Below are 19,123 nucleotides of genomic sequence, written 5' to 3' on the forward strand. Positions count from 1 at the left end.
ATTTTGACACACTTATTAGAAGTGAATAATCTGCAGGTCAATTTTAAGACATATGGTGGAGAAGTAAAAGCGGTAAGAGACGTTTCTTTTCATCTGGATAAGGGTGAAATCTTAGCAATTGTCGGAGAAAGTGGCAGTGGAAAAAGTGTGACGGTCCAAACTTTGATGGGACTGATTCCGACTCCTCCTGGGAAAATCAAAAACGGCGAAATCCTGTTTGAAGGACAAGACCTTTTGAAGCTTTCAAAAAAAGCGATGCGTCAGGTCAAGGGTTCTAAAATGAGTATGGTATTTCAGGATCCCATGACTTCCCTCAACCCTACGATGAAAGTCGGAAAACAGATTGAGGAAAGTATACTGACCCATCAAAATGTGAGCAAATCAGAGGCAAAAGAAAAAGCAATTGAGATGATACGACTGGTTGGGATTAATAACCCACAGGAAAGACACGGGCAATATCCGCATGAATTTAGTGGCGGGATGAGGCAAAGAATCATGACAGCCATTGCTCTTGCCTGCCGTCCGGACATCCTGATTGCGGACGAACCGACGACTGCCCTTGATGTGACGATTCAAGCGCAGGTGCTGGATTTAATGAAAGATTTAAAAGATGACCTGGATACTTCTATCCTTCTCATCACCCATGACCTGGGAGTAGTAGCGGAGACGGCCGAACGGGTAGCTGTGATGTACGGGGGAGTGATTGTGGAAACTGGAACAGTAGAAGAAATCTTTGAAAATCCCAGGCATCCATACACATGGGGACTTCTTGAATCGATTCCTGACGTAACAGGGGATGAGAAAAAACGTTTGCTTCCGATCGAAGGGTCGCCTCCGGATTTGTTTTCGCCTCCAAAGGGATGCCCTTTTGCACCCAGATGTAAATTTGCTATGGAGATATGTGCTGAAGAGATGCCCCCTCCGTTTGAAGCTGGAGACGGTCACGAAGCAAAATGCTGGCTGAATGATCCAAGGGCTCCCCAGGTTGAAGACCTTATTGCAGCAGGGAGGGAACCATCATGACCGAATCGATTATTAAAGTGGAAGACATGAAAAAGTACTTCCGATTAAATAAGCATCAGACGGTGAAGTCGGTCGATGACATCACCATCGAAATTAAAAGGGGAGAAACCTTCGGACTTGTCGGTGAGAGCGGAAGTGGAAAGTCTACGTTAGGCAAGACCATTGTAGGCCTTGAAGATCCGACAGGCGGAAAGGTTATCTATAACGGAGAAGACCTTGCAACAATTAGCAGTAAACAGCAGAAACGTGCAAACCGGGAAATTCAAATTATTTTTCAGGATCCACAAGCCTCATTGAATCCAAGAATGAGGGTAGGGGACATCATCGCAGAGGGAATCGATGCTCATCGCTTGGCTAAAGGAAAAAAGCGCCAGGATAGAGTCTATGAACTCTTGGAAAGGGTCGGGTTGAACCCCGATCACGCTAAACGCTATCCTCATGAATTTAGTGGTGGGCAGCGGCAAAGGATCGGGATTGCCAGGGCATTGGCGGTTGATCCTAAATTTATAGTAGCAGACGAGCCGATTTCTGCGCTTGATGTATCCATTCAGGCCCAGGTAATTAATTTGCTGGAGGATTTGAAGGAAGAAGAGGATTTGACCTATCTGTTTATTGCTCACGATCTGGGAATGGTCAAGCATATCAGTGATCGCATCGGTGTCATGTATTTAGGGAAAATGATGGAGTTGGCGGACAGTAATGACTTATTCAAAGATCCACTTCATCCCTATACACAGGCATTGCTATCCGCCATCCCAGTCACCGATCCATCTGCGAAAAAACGTGAAAGAATCGTTTTGGAAGGGGATCCGCCAAGTCCAGTCGATCCACCTAGTGGATGCCGGTTCAGGACGAGATGCCCCCATGTGATGAATATTTGTGCAGAAATAAAGCCCGAATTCAGAGAGGTGAAAAGCAACCATTGGACAGCTTGTCACCTTTATAATAAATAAACTTTTTAGGAGGAGTATATATGAAAAAATGGCTAAAGAGCCTGCTTTTTGCTCTGACATTGATTGTTGGGCTAGCAGGATGCAGTGAAGAGTCAAGCAATGATTCTTCATCCAGTGAGAAAGACAGCAGTGCTGAACAGGAAATCGTTGTTAATGCTATGAGTGAGCCGCCTGACCTCGATCCAGCAATGGCAACTGATACCACCTCCGGGTGGATCATCGATCATACATTTGAAGGTCTATATACGAAGGATCAAGACGGGAAGCCTGTCCTGGGTGCAGCAAGTGATGTCCAGGTTTCTGACGATAAGAAAACCTATACTTTTACGATCCGTGAAGATGCAAAATGGTCAGATGGAAGCCCTGTAACTGCCCAGGATTTTGAATATGCCTGGAAGCGTGTTTTGAATCCTGAAACAGGAAGTGCCTTCGCTTTTTATATGTACTACATAAAAGGAGCAGAGGCTTACAACAAAGGGAAAGGATCCGTCGAAGATGTCGGTGTGACAGCCAAAGATGACAAAACACTAGAGGTAGAATTCCAAAGCCCGATCGGTTACGTCGATGAGCTGCTGACTATGTGGACGTTCTATCCTGTTAAAAAGGAACTGGTGAAAAGCAATGGCCAATGGGCGGCCAAACCGGATACATATGTATCGAATGGACCGTTCAAGCTCACGAAATGGAATCATGACAGTGAAGTTGTCATTAAGAGGAATGATAATTACTGGAATAAAGATGTGGTAAACCTTAAAAAAGTAACTTATAAGATGGTCAATGATGCCACCACTTACTACCAGATGTTCAAGTCCGGGGAACTGGATTTGATCCAGACGCTGCCTACAGATGTCATTGCCCAGGAAAAAGATTCTGAAGAATATAAAGTGACCCCGTATTTTGGAACGTACATGTACATGTTCAATGTAGAAAAAGAACCATTTACCAATAAGAAAATCAGAAAAGCCTTCAACCTGGCTATAGATCGTGAATTAATCACGAAGAATGTAACCAAAGCCGGTGAGAAACCAGCCTATTCATTTGTGCCGCCAGGAGTGGAGACACCAGAGGGTGACTTCCAGAAAAACGCTGAAGACTACTATGTGAAGAAAGATGTGGAAAAAGCCAAGCAGCTCCTAAAAGAAGGAATGAAAGAAGAAGGCTGGGAAACCCTTCCGGAAGTGACTTTGCTTTATAATACTTCAGAAAACCATAAGCGAGTGGCTGAAGTTGTCCAGGAGATGTATAAACAGAATCTAGGTGTGGACATCAACCTTTCAAATCAGGAATGGAAGACTTACCTGGATACAACGAAACAGGGTAATTTCCAAATGGCTCGCATGGGCTGGATCGGGATCTTCGTCGACCCTGTCGTAATTCTGGATTACTATTTGGGTAACAGCCCAAATAATCGGACCAACTGGATCAATGAAGAGTACGATAATTTAATCAAGCAGGCGAAGGTGGAACAGGATCCGGCTAAACGCTATGAACTGCTTCACCAGGCAGAGTCCGTATTGATGGAAGATTTACCATTTACACCAATCTACCATTATACAAACAATTATTTGACAGACCAAAGTTATGAAGGAATCGTCTACCCGGTAAACCGTTATCCTTACTTTAAGTGGGCGAAGAAAGTATCTGAATAATGGACCGAAAAGAAACGGGGCCAAAAAGGTCCCGTTTTCTTTATAATAGAGTGAGAGTCTTACCAAGAGGAGGGGAAGGACGTGTGGAAGTTCTATTTATTTATTATAGTGGCCGGTGTCTGGGCGGGAGTGGGCAGATTAGGATCCCTGTCCCTTTTGGAATGGTCGGATCTCTCCTTTATGACAGGCATCATTTGTATCCTTATAACAGCTGTCTTCTTCATTTTAAAAAGCGGTTTTCTTACATCGTTTTTTTCAGGGTTCAAGCTTGTATCAGAAAAAATGATTCGTAAATCAAGGGCCATGGAAAGAACCGATAGGATGACAGAACAAGAGATAAAAGAGTTTAAGAATACAGCTTTCATGGTCATTAGCCAGGTGTCAATGATTATAGGGATAGCATCGCTCACGATGACTGTCTTTGGTTTATTTTTGTACTATAGTTGACGTGATTTAAGGAAAGTGCAGGGCGTCTTAATGGCTGAATTACTAGTACGAAAAACAACTTTAATTAATTGCTGAAAAATTTATCTCATAGAAACAATCGCAATGTGTTTGGTTTACCAACGCATTGCGTTTTTTTATTTGTTAAACATAATCTAAATCAATAATATAATGATATATAAAGATAAGAATTTATTGTAAAACGATAAACTATGTGGTAAATTCTAACTGACAATAAATAAGTGAGGTGCTGTTTATGAAAAGGGAAACACTGTTTTTGAAGATTGCTGTGTTTCTTATGGGAATTCCGGTTCTTGCTTTGTGTATATTCGTCGTACCTGTTATCGCTCGTGGTTTCTCTGAGGTAATTCCAGGGATGGATTATATTCCATACCTTGTGATTATTGGTTTATATGCGACCGCGCTGGCGTATTTTTTAGCGCTGTATCAGGCATATCGGCTGCTGAGTTATATTGACAGAAATGAAGCTTTTTCGGGTTTATCGGTAAAAGCGTTGAAGAATATCAAATATTGTGCCATTGCAATCAGCAGCGTTTACGTATTTTTGATGCCGATCATTTATCTTTTCGCGGAGTACGATGACGCGCCAGGTGTGATCGTAGTTGGAATGATCATTATTTTAGGTGCCCTGGTCATTGCGGTGTTTGCTGCTGTTCTTCAGAAGCTGCTACGAACTGCCATTGATATAAAATCAGAAAATGAATTAACGGTCTGAGGTGATGAACATGGCGATTATAATCAATATTGATGTCATGCTGGCAAAAAGGAAAATGAGTGTGACTGAACTATCGGAGCGGGTCGGCATAACGATGGCTAATCTTTCGATTTTAAAAAATGGGAAGGCGAAGGCGATTCGTGTCTCAACGCTGGAGGCGATTTGTAAGGCATTGGATTGCCAGCCGGGGGATATTCTGGAATATCAGCCGGATGAGGATAGTGATGAATAATTCCCTTCAGGATTTCTATATAGACAAATCCATTGGCGGCAAACTTAGGCGAGCGATTTTACAACTCTTGCACTTTGGCTGGGAGCAAGCATTATCCTGTCTGTTCCCGGTAGTCATTTTTGCTTCTTTGGCAATTACACAATTCATTCCTCTTCCGTTTTTCCCACGGTATGATTGGCTCCTCCTCATCTTTCTTTTAATGCAAGTCTGGATGGTGCGTTCTGGACTGGAAACGAGGGATGAGGTGAAAGTCATCACATTGTTTCATCTGATCGGAATCGCGCTTGAGATTTTTAAGGTGCATATGGGTTCCTGGTCTTACCCGGAAGATGCGTATTCCAAAATTTTTGGCGTGCCGTTGTATAGTGGATTCATGTATGCAAGTGTGGCGAGTTATCTTTGCCAGGCGTGGCGGAGGCTGAAAGTGGAACTGGTCCAGTGGCCGCCATTTTGGATCGTAGTTTCTCTGGCAGCTGCGATTTACTTGAACTTTTTCACACATCATTACTGGATCGATGTACGTTGGGGCTTATCAGCACTTGTAATCATAGTCTTCTGGCGGTCCTGGGTGACCTATGAGGTGAATGGGAATCGTTATCGCATGCCGCTCGCACTATCTTTTGTGCTGATCGGATTTTTTATATGGATCGCTGAAAATATCGCAACATTCTTCGGAGCTTGGCAGTACCCGAATCAAACAGACGCTTGGAGTCTCGTACATGTAGGTAAGGTAAGTTCCTGGCTGTTATTGGTGATTGTCAGCTTTCTGATCGTGTCGACGTTAAAGCGAATGAAAGGTAAAATATATCAGGAATAGCAGCATGTAAGATTTTGACGAAAAACCAATGTATGCATCGATGTGTACGTTTCATAACAAGGACAGTTTGAAAATCCAAGCTGTCCTTTTTGATTAGCTATTGTGCGACTCAGTGCCAGTACCTATGTTCTTTCCTCTGGCAGAAGAAACTTCCTTTCTTATTAATTTACCGTTGACTTCAACACGAATGACCCATATACTTTTATGTAAGAACTGTTAACTGTTAACTTTTCAGAATATTCACAAGGAGAAACCGTATGAAGATTGAAAAGCAGAATATTAGTAATCGAGTGCTCGAGTACTTACGTAAACAGATTATTCTTGGCCAGTACCAGGAAGGGGATTATTTGGTGGAAGCGGCTTTATCTAAGGAACTGGGGGTAAGCCGCGGTCCGGTCAGGGAAGCGATCGCCAAGTTGGAGGCAGAGAATTTGGTGGAAAAGCATTCCAACGGCAGGACGGTTGTGAAGCGGTTTGACATCGTAGATATCCAAAACCTTTATGATAGCCGCATTCTGTTAGAAACACATGCCCTCACACAGATTGATCCGGAAGTATTAAAAAAGAATAAGGATGTATTCTACCTTTTCGTAGGGCAGATGAACAAATCGTATCAACAGAAACAAAGAGACATTGAATCAGATTTGGCGTTTCACAGTTACCTGGTTAAATTGACCGATAACAATACGCTGATTCAGCTATGGACATCACTAAAGGAAGTTTTTCGCACATTGATTGATATCACCAGTGAGGTGACAGAGTCCAAACAGCAGGAAATCATCGATCAGCATGTAAGAATTGTCGAGGCTTTAATTGCCGGGGATTTGGAAGAAGGTCAGAAACTGTTAAAGGAACATTTGCAAGATGCTTGTCATTATTGCTGTGAAGGTAAGAAATTAAATATGGGGAGAGATGAATATGTCTAATCAAAAAGTAAAATGTGCCATCATCGGCTCAGGTAACATCGGCACCGATTTAATGTACAAACTGCTCCGGAGCGATAAGCTGGAACTCACTGCAATGATCGGGATCGATCGTAATTCGAAGGGGTTGGCGCTGGCGAAGGAGCATGGTGTGAAGCCGATTTATAACGGGATTGACGGGCTGACAGAGGAACCGGAATTAGCAGAAATAGTCTATGAAGCTACTTCAGCAAAAGCGCATGCGCATAATGCGCCGATTTTAAAAGACTTGGGAATGAAAGCGGTTGATTTAACACCGGCAGCTGTAGGTCCTTTTTTGGTGCCATCGGTAAATTTGAAGGAAGAAGAGATTGCAGAGCTGGATAATGTCAACATGGTAACATGCGGCGGGCAGGCAACCATCCCTATGGTGAAAGCGATTTCTGATGTGGTGAAAGTGGATTACGCGGAAATTGTCGCATCGATTGCCAGTAAAAGTGCCGGTCCGGGAACGCGACAAAACATCGATGAATTTACGGTGACGACTGCAAAAGCCTTGCGTGAAGTCGGAGGGGCTGATGAGTCGAAGGCAATCATTACCTTGAATCCGGCCGAACCGCCAATCCTGATGAGAAACACAATCCATGTACAGACAGCAGAATCTGCAGATGCATACCAGGAAGATATATTGGCTTCCCTGGATTCCATGTTGCAAACGGTGCAGGGCTATGTAAAAGGGTACCGTTTCAAAGCGGATCCGGTGATCAAAGGGAACGTGGTGACGGTTTCGGTAGAGGTGGAAGGTAACGGAGATTTTCTGCCTAAGTATGCGGGGAACCTTGATATCATTACTTCAGCAGCTGTTAAAACGGGAGAAGTTATGGCTGGGCATATGACAAAGGAGGAAGCGGCACAATGAGCAATGATAGAAAAGTAGTTTTTAATGACGTAACCTTAAGAGATGGGATGCATGCGATCTCCCATCAATATACAACAGAACAAATTGCGGAACTGACGCAGCTGATTGATGAATCTGGTGTCGATATCATTGAGGCCACTCATGGAGATGGTTTAGGCGGAAGCTCGATCCAGTATGGTTTTTCCAAAGAATCTGAGGAAGAGATTATCACCACAGCAGTGAAAAATGCTAAGAACGCAAAGGTAGGTGTACTGCTTCTTCCCGGAATCGGGACCATCGAACATTTGGAGCAAGCAAGAGAATGGGGAGCATCAGTAGTGCGGGTTGCCACGCATTGCAGTGAAGCGGATGTTTCTGAACAGCATATTAAAAAGGCAGTAGAATTAGGGATGGATACAGTAGGTTTCCTGATGATGTCCCACCGGTCAACCCCTGAGGACTTATTGGAAGAAGCTAAAAAGATGGAATCGTATGGGGCAGGCACCATTTATGTAGTAGATTCTGCCGGTGCTTTAACAATGGATGATACCCGGAGAAGGATTGCACTCTTTAAAGAGAACCTGAGCACGGACATCGGGTTCCACGGTCATAATAACCTGTCACTCGGCGTTGCCAATTCTATCGTTGCGCTTGAAGAAGGTGCGCACCGGATTGACACGAGCCTGGCTGGTATGGGCGCAGGAGCAGGGAATACGGCTACCGAACAGCTGGTAGCTGTCATGAACAAAATGGAGATCCCTCATTCGGTAGATTTATATAAAGCAATGGATGCGGCAGAAAACGTCATGAAACCGATGATGAATCGTCCGGTTCAAATCGATCGCCTGAGTCTGACACTGGGATACACCGGAGTTTACTCCAGCTTCCTATTATTCGCAGAGCGGGCCGGGAAGGAGTATGGCGTAGATCCACGTGACATTTTGACGAAAATCAGTGAGATGGGCGCTGTCGGTGGTCAGGAAGACTGGATTATCGGGGTCGCCCAGGACCTGGCAAAAGAAAAAGCGCACGTGTAATAGAGTTTCCAGGCGTGGTCAATTACCGCGCCTGGACTTTTTAATAGAACTATAAAAAAAGACAGCCTGGAAGTTCAGGCTGTCCTTTGGCATCTAATTAGCTATCTCCGTTGTTTATAAAAGCGAATATATGGTTGATGAATGGTTCTGTTTTCTCGATTTGGGTCCAGTGGCCACATTCAGTGAATACATGTAATTCGGCATGAGGTAAGAGATTGATTAATTTATAGCTGGTATCTTCAAATTTAATGACCTGGTCATTTAATCCATGGAACAGCAATGTTTCCGTACTGATTTTTTTAATTTCATCGTCAGGGAGAGCGAGTTCATCTAATCTTTCCTGACGTGAATCAAAGAACATTGCTTCAAAGGCATCTTTAGTGTCTGGATTAATACTTGCTTCGTAACGCATCTGAACCAATTCTTCATTTTTTGCTGCATCCTGGTTATAGGAGAATAATTGAATTAATTCGCGCATCGATTCAAGGCTTGGTTCGTAGCCCCAGACCTTATCTAAACCGTATGATACTTGATGCTGCACACCAACTGTACCCATCAAAATCAGTTTCTTAACTAAATCAGGCCTTCTGTGAGCGACATGAAGGGACAAGGCACCCCCAAAAGAATTCCCTACTAAATAGACAGGTTCATCAGAAACTGATTCTATAAATCCGATCAGATGGTCTACCCAGAGGTCCAGGGTGTATGCCTCCTTCGAAAGTTTATCAGTTTTGCCAAAACCAACGATATCCGGCGCAAATACATGCAGAGACTCACTTAATGCGGGGATAACCAGACGCCAGTTTGCAAAAGCTGACACTCCTGGTCCTGAGCCGTGAATCATAATCATTTTTTCATTTCCTGAACCTTCTTCATGGTAGTGGGTGTTGATTCCATTAACTTCCATATATTTAGAACTAGCAGTTATTTGCAAGTAAAACACTCCTTTTAGGTTTAAAACAGAATTATCTTATAAACGGTCAATAAGTGTAGGGAAGAAAGCAGGAAAGAGGAGCTGACTTTGTCCTCTTTCCTGGAACACTATTTAAATAGTAGAAACTAAGAATTTTTTACTGGAGTCTTTCTTTTTACTGGAGTTCCATACTCAAAAAATTCTTGAGGCAGATTAGATCCGTGCCAAATGATGGCCTTTTCTAAATCTGCACCTTTCCATTCGACGGTCTTCCAATCAGGGTCGAAAATTTGGTATCCAGGATCACCGAATAATTCGACGCGATTGCCGCCTGGCTCGACTACATATAAAAAGCAGGCTTGTGTGACACCGTGTTTACCTGGACCGGCTTCAATTTCGTAGCCACGTTCAATCAGTAAATCTGCAACATCTGATAAATGCTGAGGGAACCCATACCAATAGCAGACGTGATGCAGACGTCCTTCTTCTCCTAATGCATCTCCCATAATAGCGATATCATGAACCAGGTTACTTACGCTTAACCAGGCTGCAATATCTGAGTCGTCATCTGCCAAAATACGCTCACGAACTTTAAAGCCCAGTGCTTCCTCATAAAATTCAACGTTTTTATTTGTTTCTTTAGCCAGTAAATTAATATGGTCCAGCCGGCGTACAGGAACACCATAATTCGGACGGCGCTGTGGGCGATTTAACAATGGTGTTTTCTCTTCTTCAGGAGCTTGATAATATTCCACCTCCCAAAAGATTTCTACTTTATGACCATCAGGGGAGTGAAATTGATAGGCAGGACCATGCCCTATATCGCCATCGACCCAGCCAATGCCGTAGCCCATTTCCTCAATTGCAGCGACACGGCGCTCAAGTGCCTGAGGGGAGGTTGCCCGTAAGGCTAGATGACCTAATCCTGCTTCCTCATTTTCTGTGATGATCAGAGTATTATGGTAGTGATCCTCATAAGCCCGCATATACACGGACTTTCCTTCACAATGGGAGATACACATTCCCATGATATCTTTAAAAAATGCAACGGATTCCTCTACTTTTGGACTGTAAATTTCAACATGCGCCAGATGGGCTACATCAAAAATCGGTTCTTTTGTCATTTAAAATTCCTCCTTTAATTTTGTGGGGTTATTAGAACTGGCATGGATTTACCACATTGGATGTCCATCCAGGCCAAGAATGGATTTTCCGTACCCTGCCATGGCATCTTCATACAGATGGGTAGGGTGGGAAGCAACAGCGAGTATGTCCCGAACAAAACGTTCGCTATGCATGTCCTTATATAGTGAATTTCCACCAAGGGTTATTAACACCCGTGTTGCCGTTTCTGCTGCTGTTTTGGCGACGTGACCGCGCATCGCGAACAGCTGTTCACGCTCTTCCTCTTCTAAAACCTGTATCCCGTTTTCCTGGTAGTAATGTAATTTATCCATATATTCCTTCGCGACAGCTTTTAAAGCATTCAGCTGCATGGTTAATTCTCCAAGTGTGCGTTGAGCACCGCCAGCATCTTTTTCACTGGAATTATTATTGTAAATACGTACGCGGCTTTTTGTTTTATCCTTAAAGTCCTGAACCAGGCGTTCGAGCCCGCCGATGGCAATTTGAGGGAACCCGGACAAGAAGAATGCCAGATAAGGAACATTGAAAATTTGATAGTCTTCTTCGTAATTGCCATCTGGAGCCGTAGCACCTTTTACCACACGGGACAGCGGGAATACGTAACCAGGATCGACATACACATCGTCAACTTTAACGGCGTTACTTCCTGTGCCGCGAAGTCCAATCGCATCCCAGTTTTCTATGATTTCTGTATCTTTTTTATGAACGATAAACAGGCTCAGTTCAGGCTCGTCAGCATCTCTCATTTTATGAATGGCACCGAGGGCGATCCAATCACACCATAATACCCCGCTGCAGAAATTCCAGTGCCCGCTGATACGATAACCTTTTCCATCCGGATCATCCGTAACTTTGCCAACTGGGGCAAAAACGTCGGCCATCAAGGAACCGCTGTTATATAAATCTTCCCGGCCCTGTTTTGGTAAATATGCCGGCCCTGTTTCGTGGATGATGGCAAAATAGGTGATCCATGAAGCTGGCACACTATAATTGGCGATTGTCCGGACGATATCACCGAAAGTATAGTAATCCAGTTCCTGTCCGCCATAGGTTTTTGGCCGCAGAAGTTTATGAAACTCGGCTTCTTTAATCTTTTCTATAACTACATCTGGCAACTGTGCGTCGATATCTGCTTGTAATGCATGCTCTTCAGCAAGTTCTCCGACTTCTTTTGCTTTTTGAAGCAGTTCTTCCCGATTAACAGTTTTAGTAAATGATTCTACAGTAGTAATGGACATGTTAATTCCTCCTTCAGTTTGTAAGCGCTATCAAGTGAATCAGCAGGCCTTCCTGATTGGTTTTCATTATATTGATAGTGGAAAGATTAAGATAGCTACAATAAATACGAAAGTTTATCATATTTTCAGATTATTCATACGAATTCATACCAGAGAGGGGAACACAATATAGAGATTCAAAGATTATTAGTTCTTCCAATGAAATAGTCAGAAGACTACAATCCTGTCTTGCAGTTTATTCCTTGTTTTGGTTTTTAACATCGATTTCATTGCCAATTTCAAAGGTCATTAAATCTTCTCCCAACATCACTTTCCCGTTGTATAATTCATTTGTTCTTTTTACAAATTTAGCATCCTTGTCTGTCATACCTAATGAAATAATATGGGTATAGACTGCCAGCTTTGGATCGATTTCTTTAAAAACTTTTGCTGATTGTTCAGGAGTACTGTGATACGCGGAAATACTTTTAAAAGTATTGGATAGACTTTCATCGTCAGGTTCTGGATCTGATGCAATGACCTCATGGATAATCAGGTCAGTACCTTTAGCATTTTTAATTAAATTTTTACTATATGTTGTATCGCCGGATATAACGACTGATTTCCCTTTATAGTTTACTCGGAAGCCAAAAGCCGGTTTCATGGAACCGTGATCTACTTTAAAGGCAATAATTTCTATTCCGTTATTTTTGTAGATGACACCCTCTTCAAATTCATTTACCTTGGTTTTTAATCCATTGTTTGCTGATTTCGCTACCTCTTGCCGGTTTGTCACATCCTTCTCATAAGCTTGATAAAAGCCATCAACCATATTCTGGGTGCCAGTTGGTCCCCATAATTTTAAAGCTTCTTGCCTTCCACCCATACTAGGGATAGGGACACTTCCCGTAATTAGAAGATCAGGAAAACCAACTGTGTGATCGTGATGGAGGTGTGTTAGAAATAATTTATCGATTTCTCCTGCCTTAATTCCAAGCTGTTGTAATCTTATGGTGCTGCCACGTCCAGCATCAAATAATAATTTCTCCCCACCAACTTCAACCAGTGTTGAAGCTCCAAAACGTTTAATTGATGGAATAGGAGAACCTGTGCCAAGCAATGTAACTTTCATTTTTACATCTGATTCAGCTTTGTTATTTTGGGCTTCCTTTTGCTTTCCATTATCTGCAGAAGCACTGGAATTGCTGCTGCAAGCCGTTAATAAAGCTGCTAAAATCAATAAAACACATACGTTCATACACTTCTTCAAATAACTTCCCTTGATAGTTTCTGTAAGCTTTTGAAGAAGATAAAAAAATTTAATCGGCAAATAAATTCCTCCTTTACATTTGTAAGCGCTGTCAAATAAATCAGCAGGCCTTCCTGATTGGTTTTCATTATATTGATGGTGGAAAGATTAAGATAGCTACAAAAAATACGAAAGTTTATCATATTTTCAGATTATTCATATGAATTCGCAGGGTCGGAATGATGAGAGAGGAAGAGGGATAGGGATTGTAGGGGCGGATTAAAAAACCTTAAAAGAAGAATGCAGTCAGGCCAACTGCATTCTTCTTTTAAGGTTTCATTTTGCTAAAATTTGGAGGGCTCCGGGGTGTTTAAAGAAACACCCCGGAGCCCTCCAAATAATGGTAAGCGATTAGATTTTGATTTTTCCTTTTGTTTTTAAGATATTTAATGCCATATAAACGGAAAATACGCTCTGGGTATCATTTAAATCGATGTTTAAAATATCACTGATTTTGTCGAGTCGATAGCGCAAACCACTGATAGACATAGTGAGGGCCTTAGCTGTGTGGTTGATGTTAAGACCATTCTCTATATATGCATATAGCGTTTCGACAAGCTCGGAATTTTTATCACATTCGAGTAATTGACCGACTTGCTTTTCTACAAAACGATTAATTAATGTTTCATCTGGAATTTGAAATAAGACACTTTCAATCCCTAAGTCTTCAAAAAACTGAATCTGCTTGTTTGGATTTTTTGCTTTTAGAGTAGCTATGGTTTCATCATATAAAGTAGGCAGCTGGTCTATTTTTTGAACGACAGAGCTGACACCGACAAAAAACTTATAGTCGCCGAAGCGGCGGGAGCAGTGCTTTAATAATTGTTTTATGAATTTTGATTGCTTCATACAAACTTCTTTGAAAGAAGAATACTCAATTAAAGTGATGATCTTACCTGCTTTTTGAGATACAATGGCGTTTATCTTTCGCTCTTTGAAAAATAAGTTAATGTATCGTACCAGATCTTCATTAACTTCAATTTCATAATTCAGTTCAGAGTTATTGATATCTCTTTCCATCGTAAGCATCCAGTAAGAATCATCCGGGTTAAAATTAAGATAGTAGGCTATTTTATAGAGTTCTTCTTTCTCTAACCTTCTTCCCAAAACATCACTTAAGAAGCCACGCCGGATGTTTTGCTCTGTATTGACTTTAATATTTTCATTAAGCAGGATTATCGATGCGGTAAGAGAAGCCTGATCGATAACCATATACTCTAAATCATTAGGGGTATGATCATCCAGATAAATAAACGAGCAATACCCCTTGATTTCCTGCTCTAGCCAAATAGGCGTCCTCAGTATGCCTATTCCCTCAGGACCAGTTATAAAGTCAGTCGTTTTTGTATTTATTTTATCCAGGTCAGCATCAATCGTAACATTATTAGACTTCACCATGATTTGATGGTATTCATTTTCTATAAATACCGGAAGGCCGGTTGTTTCATATAGCAAGTCTACGATTTTTTGTAATCCCTGCTTTGCTAGTAATTCTTCGATTAATTTGCGATGGACATGATACGCTTTATTTAAATTATCGCGTTCTTTTTTAAATTTTGCAGTGATCTCATCCAATTCCTGAATCATACTGTTGGACTGATAATATCTATATTCGTTTTCCAGCTCTTGTCCCCATTTTTCCATCGGCATACAAATGACTTCACATTTATCTTCGCCCATGGCACTACATTTTGTTTCTTTAACGAGAATTGGTCTTTTTAAGACGGTTGATAAATAACCGCTCGCATATCCACACATGGTATGACACACTGGCTGGTCACTGGGAATACCGTTTTTCAAGTATTCATCTGCTTCAAATGAATTGAACCAGGAGACATCGATCGCCTCTAAGTCGCCTTCGTCGTCATAACGGATATCGTCTATTTCCACCCGATCGAGGTATCCATGTAACTGATGCAATTGGGGCCCCGCATTAATCAGGTCGAGTTCACTTTCCCACTCACATGTTAAAGCTTTTTCTCCGTCACTTACCCCGTTATGCCAGCCATAGCGTACAAAAATCCCCTTGGAGCGATCGTCCCCGATTGTAGAGCGAAGTTCCTTTTTCAACGACGAAATCGCTGTGATCGGAATGGTAACCATCCGTTCATAAAAAGCATGTAAAGCCTCTTCTTTTGGTAATCCAAATAATACATCATTTAAATTTGTGCGGCTCAAATCGGTACTCACACAAAGCCACCCCTTCCTATTGAATGTTACGAAGCAACACTTATCATGAGCCTCCATTTGAATAGAGTTTTAAACTTTTCACACGAAAAAACATAGAATTTTGCTATTTATCGTAGGATTCATTTCACATACATAAGTGCTACCATTTAATTATTCAACACCAGGCGAGATGGATCAGGGGTGAGAGGAGCAGTGTTATTCTGTCATTTACTTCTATCTCTTAACTAGTCGAATTTGCAAACGGTTACATTTTAAATGGGCAAGATTTAAGAAGTAACCACTATATTTAAGTTGCAAAACATTATAACACATACCGCGAAAATTGTCAGAATAATTTTTATCTTCAACTAAAGGAGGGCATTGATGAATCAAAGATAAAAGTTGCTCGTACAGGGAAATGGCATGTAAGCAGAAGATGTTTGTACCAGCCGGCTTCCAAGCAGGCTGATGCATGAACAATAAATCTTAACATTACTATCAAGGAGGTAATTTTGATGGATGATCGTCAATTCAGAAATGCAATGGGGAAATTTGCTACCGGGGTGACTGTAATTGCGACAGAAACAGATGGGAAGGTACACGGGATGACTGCAAATGCATTTATGTCCGTATCACTGGATCCAAAACTGATTGTGATATCGGTTAAAGAAGGTGCGAAAATGCTTGATAAAATCAAGAAAAGCAATCATTTTTCCGTGAATGTCCTATCCTGTGAACAACAGGAAGAATCAATGATTTTTGCCGGGCAGAAGCAACCGGAAGAAGAGTTCCAATTTGATTATTTAGAGGAAGTTCCAGTTGTGAGAAATGCATTAGTCCAGCTTTCCTGTGAAGTCTATAATGAGCATGTGGAAGGGGATCATACGTTGTTTGTCGGACAAGTGACAGAGATGGAACTGAAAGACGGCGAGCCACTTATTTTTAACTGCGGAAAATACCGGGAACTGAAAGAAATGGAAAGTGTAACTAACTAATCCAGGTATGGAAAGGGGAGAAAGCTGATGAAAACCATCTATTTAAATTCACAGAACCTGACTTACTGGCAGCAGCATTCCAACCGAAATGTCATCGCTTTAGGGTTTTTTGATGGCGTTCATAAAGGCCATCAAAAAGTGATAAGGGAAGCCAAAAAGGAAGCAGAAAGAAGAGGTGTGGATTTAACGGTGATGAGCTTTTTCCCCCATCCTAAAGTGGTTCTTTCCGGTGGGAAGAAGAAGTTCGATTACTTGATGCCTATGAAGGATAAAGCCCAGGTGCTGGAATCGTTGGGGGTTGATTGCTTCTATATCGTAAAGTTTGATAAAAATTTTGCCTCTCTTTCCCCTCAACACTATGTAGAAAAATATCTATTAAAATTCGGTACCGTGCATGCGGTAGCAGGATACGATTTTCATTATGGCCGGATGGGAGAAGGAAATATTGATCGCCTGGCAGAGGATTCCGGCGGTATGTTAGAGGTAACTAAGGTTAGTAAAATCGAGTATCTGGGAAAGAAGATAAGCTCCACACACATTAGGAATTCGATAGCTGAAGGGCAGGTAAATAACCTCGCTTCCATGCTGGGGCGCTTTTATGAAGTGAAAGGCAGGCTCGCCGGCCATTCCTTCTACCCGGATGACTATTACATGCTGCCGGGAAATGGCGTGTATGAAGTGACAATCAACTCCGGAAGCGAGGTATTTTACACAACCGTAGACAACCACCCGGAAGAAGGCAGATTCGAACTAATGGATAAAAGCTTAAAGCAAAAACTGAATGGCTCGGAAGTTACCGTTATATGGAGAAAATGTCTGTCCAATGAAAAAGTTTTCGAGTACGTATGACCAGGAAAGGAAGCGTGGGAATAATGGCTGAAAAGTTAAAAGAAGCAGCTCTGGAAATATATGAAGCAGAAAAAGATCGTCAGCCAATCGCCCCTTTTACAGAAAGAGATGCCACTATTTCTGTTGACGATGCTTACCAAATTCAATTGAATTATGTGGAAGAGCGGAAGCGAAATGGTGCTGTCATCAACGGGAAAAAGATTGGACTGACAAGTAAAGCGATGCAGGAAATGCTGGATGTGGATCGTCCTGACTATGGTCACATACTGGATGATATGGTCTATTCCGACCAATCCCCGATTGATGCAGACCGTTTTATTGCCCCAAGAGTAGAATTTGAAATCGCATTTGTATTGAAGCATTCCCTTAAGGGGCCAAGACTTACCCTGGACGATGTGAAACAGGCCATCGATTATGTGGTTCCTGCTGCAGAACTGATTGACAGCCGAATAAAGGATTGGAAAATCAAGTTCGAGGATACGGTAGCAGATAACGGATCATCTGCAGGTGTGGTGTTTGGGGAAGGAAAGAAAGCATTAGAGGAACTTGACCTTCCGAACATTGAAATGACCGTCTATCAAAATGGGGAATTTCTTGATCGTGCCAAGGGTTCCGCGGTCCTGGGGAACCCTTTGGAAGGGGTCGTATGGCTTGCCAATGCTCTAGCTGAATATAATATCGCATTAAATGCGGGAGAGAGTATTCTGGCAGGCGCCCTGGCTAAAGCTGTCCCTGTAAAAAATGGAGATTCGTTCAAAGCTGAATTTGAAGGTTTGGGAACAGTAGCGATTGAATTTGGAAAATAGCATTTTCAAAAATGTGAATGCTGCTTGCCTTCTATGTACAGTATGAGAAGTTTTTGCAGGGAATTTGAAGAAATTCAAAGAAGTTGGTTATCAAACACTGACAGCTGATGTTAGAAAATCAAATACATTCAAACATTAGCTGTCATTGTATTGTAAGCGCTTTTATTTAAAATGAAAGTTAATCATTATTAAAAGGTGACTAACCTAAGAAGAATAACCAATGCAAGTTTAAAAAGAGGCAGTTGATTACTAGACGATTAAGTTGCTATTTACACCAAAAATAGAACCTTCCTATTTATTATAGAGTTTATTTTAGTTTCTAAGTATTATTGGTCAGTTGTCCGATTATATTCACTACCAATCTAATATCAACCATTTAGTATTGTTGTTGAGTAATTTGATAGCGCTTACAAAACAAAGCCGAAATTACCCAGAACTCTTTTTAGTTGTCTAAGTATATTCGAATATTTCAAATCATTTTTTCCTTTAAATACAGTGAATATAGGATTGACTTTAAACCTTCACTAACATCTTCTAATCAAACTCCGTATTACGAGGCGAGATATTAGTATTGAGTAAAATCGTCTAACATACTATCTCTGAGTTTCCACCCATCTACATCAATTCAGCTAGAAACAACACTTAAGTTGTACTATCAATTATGTGTCCCAAGTCTTGGAGGTATTCCATAATCAACATATCATGTGTTCCGTTTTTCCAATTCATATAGGTTTTGTGGTTTGTGATAAAACTTTTCTGATGCCCTATTCATATCTAATTTAATTTTTTATGAGGCGGTGATAATTAAGTAAAAGTGTTACCTGAAAACTATTAAGTAAAGAAACTTTCAATCCAGAAGTCCAAGGAGGGTTATTCTAATGGAACATAAAAAAACATCACATTGCTGCAGTATGAGTCGGAGCGATATTGTACAAACTGACGGTGCTTCTACTTCAAATTTGGATTTCATAGAAAAGTCTTCTTTTTCTGTGGGAGTTGGATCAGCAAAAAAAGAGGTCTACATACCT

18 protein-coding genes are annotated in these 19,123 nt (G+C 41.6%); 13 read left to right on the plus strand and 5 right to left on the minus strand.

Features of this window, described 5'->3' with window-relative positions:
* Window positions 1–3 precede the first annotated feature (3 nt).
* The 10 genes from P855_RS0102575 (at window position 4) to dmpG (ending at window position 8,691) form a co-directional block, all read left to right on the plus strand.
* Window positions 4–1,023, plus strand: a complete 1,020-nt coding sequence (locus P855_RS0102575) for an ABC transporter ATP-binding protein (RefSeq protein WP_028782127.1) — start codon at window positions 4–6, stop codon at window positions 1,021–1,023.
* Window positions 1,020–1,976: an ABC transporter ATP-binding protein gene (locus tag P855_RS0102580; RefSeq protein WP_028782128.1), complete on the plus strand. Its 957-nt coding sequence runs from the start codon at window positions 1,020–1,022 to the stop codon at window positions 1,974–1,976. The genes P855_RS0102575 and P855_RS0102580 overlap by 4 nt, the downstream gene beginning before the upstream one ends.
* 20 nt (window positions 1,977–1,996) lie before the next feature.
* A complete protein-coding gene (locus tag P855_RS0102585) occupies window positions 1,997–3,625 on the plus strand; it encodes a peptide ABC transporter substrate-binding protein (RefSeq protein ID WP_028782129.1) in 1,629 nt (542 codons plus the stop codon).
* Between the two features lie 81 nt (window positions 3,626–3,706).
* Window positions 3,707–4,072 (plus strand): DUF3899 domain-containing protein, encoded by a 366-nt coding sequence (locus P855_RS0102590; protein ID WP_028782130.1) that lies wholly within the window; start codon window positions 3,707–3,709, stop codon window positions 4,070–4,072.
* Between the two features lie 253 nt (window positions 4,073–4,325).
* Window positions 4,326–4,805, plus strand: coding sequence for a DUF2975 domain-containing protein (locus P855_RS0102595; RefSeq protein WP_028782131.1), 480 nt, complete (start codon window positions 4,326–4,328; stop codon window positions 4,803–4,805).
* A 10-nt stretch (window positions 4,806–4,815) separates the two neighbouring features.
* Window positions 4,816–5,037, plus strand: a complete 222-nt coding sequence (locus P855_RS0102600) for a helix-turn-helix domain-containing protein (protein ID WP_028782132.1) — start codon at window positions 4,816–4,818, stop codon at window positions 5,035–5,037.
* The gene (locus P855_RS0102605) at window positions 5,030–5,854 is read left to right on the plus strand and encodes a DUF817 domain-containing protein (RefSeq protein WP_051353049.1); all 825 of its coding nucleotides are present in this window, start codon (window positions 5,030–5,032) and stop codon (window positions 5,852–5,854) included. The genes P855_RS0102600 and P855_RS0102605 overlap by 8 nt, the downstream gene beginning before the upstream one ends.
* Before the next feature lie 257 nt (window positions 5,855–6,111).
* Complete coding sequence (locus P855_RS0102610; protein ID WP_028782134.1) at window positions 6,112–6,780, plus strand: GntR family transcriptional regulator; 669 nt, start codon at window positions 6,112–6,114, stop codon at window positions 6,778–6,780.
* Window positions 6,773–7,675, plus strand: coding sequence for an acetaldehyde dehydrogenase (acetylating) (locus P855_RS0102615; protein ID WP_028782135.1), 903 nt, complete (start codon window positions 6,773–6,775; stop codon window positions 7,673–7,675). The genes P855_RS0102610 and P855_RS0102615 overlap by 8 nt, the downstream gene beginning before the upstream one ends.
* Window positions 7,672–8,691, plus strand: coding sequence for a 4-hydroxy-2-oxovalerate aldolase (gene dmpG / locus P855_RS0102620; RefSeq protein WP_028782136.1), 1,020 nt, complete (start codon window positions 7,672–7,674; stop codon window positions 8,689–8,691). The genes P855_RS0102615 and dmpG overlap by 4 nt, the downstream gene beginning before the upstream one ends.
* 97 nt (window positions 8,692–8,788) lie before the next feature.
* Here dmpG and P855_RS0102625 read toward each other — a convergent pair whose 3' ends face one another.
* The 5 genes from P855_RS0102625 to P855_RS0102645 all read right to left on the minus strand — a co-directional run bounded on the left by P855_RS0102625 (window position 8,789) and on the right by P855_RS0102645 (window position 15,466).
* Window positions 8,789–9,619: an alpha/beta fold hydrolase gene (locus P855_RS0102625; RefSeq protein WP_028782137.1), complete on the minus strand. Its 831-nt coding sequence runs from the start codon at window positions 9,617–9,619 to the stop codon at window positions 8,789–8,791.
* A 131-nt stretch (window positions 9,620–9,750) separates the two neighbouring features.
* A complete protein-coding gene (locus P855_RS0102630; RefSeq protein ID WP_028782138.1) occupies window positions 9,751–10,728 on the minus strand; it encodes a catechol 2,3-dioxygenase in 978 nt (325 codons plus the stop codon).
* 48 nt (window positions 10,729–10,776) lie between these two features.
* Window positions 10,777–11,988 carry an acyl-CoA dehydrogenase gene (locus tag P855_RS0102635; RefSeq protein ID WP_028782139.1) on the minus strand — a complete coding sequence of 404 codons (1,212 nt, stop codon included), beginning with the start codon at window positions 11,986–11,988 and terminating at the stop codon, window positions 10,777–10,779.
* Between the two features lie 235 nt (window positions 11,989–12,223).
* Window positions 12,224–13,297 carry an MBL fold metallo-hydrolase gene (locus P855_RS20280; RefSeq protein ID WP_051353050.1) on the minus strand — a complete coding sequence of 358 codons (1,074 nt, stop codon included), beginning with the start codon at window positions 13,295–13,297 and terminating at the stop codon, window positions 12,224–12,226.
* Window positions 13,298–13,627: 330 nt separating this feature from the next.
* Window positions 13,628–15,466 carry a helix-turn-helix domain-containing protein gene (locus P855_RS0102645; protein ID WP_028782140.1) on the minus strand — a complete coding sequence of 613 codons (1,839 nt, stop codon included), beginning with the start codon at window positions 15,464–15,466 and terminating at the stop codon, window positions 13,628–13,630.
* A gap of 494 nt (window positions 15,467–15,960) precedes the next feature.
* Between P855_RS0102645 and P855_RS0102650 the strand changes: the two genes are divergently transcribed.
* From P855_RS0102650 to P855_RS0102660, 3 genes are read left to right on the plus strand one after another with little or no spacing between them, the layout of a single operon-like run.
* Window positions 15,961–16,440, plus strand: coding sequence for a flavin reductase family protein (locus P855_RS0102650; RefSeq protein ID WP_028782141.1), 480 nt, complete (start codon window positions 15,961–15,963; stop codon window positions 16,438–16,440).
* Between the two features lie 27 nt (window positions 16,441–16,467).
* Window positions 16,468–17,289: an FAD synthetase family protein gene (locus tag P855_RS0102655; RefSeq protein WP_028782142.1), complete on the plus strand. Its 822-nt coding sequence runs from the start codon at window positions 16,468–16,470 to the stop codon at window positions 17,287–17,289.
* Between the two features lie 23 nt (window positions 17,290–17,312).
* Window positions 17,313–18,095, plus strand: a complete 783-nt coding sequence (locus P855_RS0102660; protein WP_028782143.1) for a 2-keto-4-pentenoate hydratase — start codon at window positions 17,313–17,315, stop codon at window positions 18,093–18,095.
* The last annotated feature ends 1,028 nt before the right edge of the window (window positions 18,096–19,123 follow it).

The organism is Thalassobacillus devorans MSP14, assembly GCF_000496835.1.
In the GTDB taxonomy this organism is placed as follows: domain Bacteria; phylum Bacillota; class Bacilli; order Bacillales; family Halobacillaceae; genus Thalassobacillus; species Thalassobacillus devorans_B.

What these genes read in the sequence shown, in the direction of transcription:
- P855_RS0102580 (WP_028782128.1), top strand. Translation starts at nt 1,020, where the DNA reads ATGACCGAATCGATTATTAAAGTGGAAGACATGAAAAAGTACTTCCGA.
- P855_RS0102585 (WP_028782129.1), top strand. Translation starts at nt 1,997, where the DNA reads ATGAAAAAATGGCTAAAGAGCCTGCTTTTTGCTCTGACATTGATTGTT.
- P855_RS0102595 (WP_028782131.1), top strand. Translation starts at nt 4,326, where the DNA reads ATGAAAAGGGAAACACTGTTTTTGAAGATTGCTGTGTTTCTTATGGGA.
- P855_RS0102600 (WP_028782132.1), top strand. Translation starts at nt 4,816, where the DNA reads ATGGCGATTATAATCAATATTGATGTCATGCTGGCAAAAAGGAAAATG.
- P855_RS0102605 (WP_051353049.1), top strand. Translation starts at nt 5,030, where the DNA reads ATGAATAATTCCCTTCAGGATTTCTATATAGACAAATCCATTGGCGGC.
- P855_RS0102610 (WP_028782134.1), top strand. Translation starts at nt 6,112, where the DNA reads ATGAAGATTGAAAAGCAGAATATTAGTAATCGAGTGCTCGAGTACTTA.
- P855_RS0102615 (WP_028782135.1), top strand. Translation starts at nt 6,773, where the DNA reads ATGTCTAATCAAAAAGTAAAATGTGCCATCATCGGCTCAGGTAACATC.
- dmpG (WP_028782136.1), top strand. Translation starts at nt 7,672, where the DNA reads ATGAGCAATGATAGAAAAGTAGTTTTTAATGACGTAACCTTAAGAGAT.
- P855_RS0102630 (WP_028782138.1), bottom strand. Translation starts at nt 10,728, where the DNA reads ATGACAAAAGAACCGATTTTTGATGTAGCCCATCTGGCGCATGTTGAA.
- P855_RS0102635 (WP_028782139.1), bottom strand. Translation starts at nt 11,988, where the DNA reads ATGTCCATTACTACTGTAGAATCATTTACTAAAACTGTTAATCGGGAA.
- P855_RS0102650 (WP_028782141.1), top strand. Translation starts at nt 15,961, where the DNA reads ATGGATGATCGTCAATTCAGAAATGCAATGGGGAAATTTGCTACCGGG.
- P855_RS0102655 (WP_028782142.1), top strand. Translation starts at nt 16,468, where the DNA reads ATGAAAACCATCTATTTAAATTCACAGAACCTGACTTACTGGCAGCAG.
- P855_RS0102660 (WP_028782143.1), top strand. Translation starts at nt 17,313, where the DNA reads ATGGCTGAAAAGTTAAAAGAAGCAGCTCTGGAAATATATGAAGCAGAA.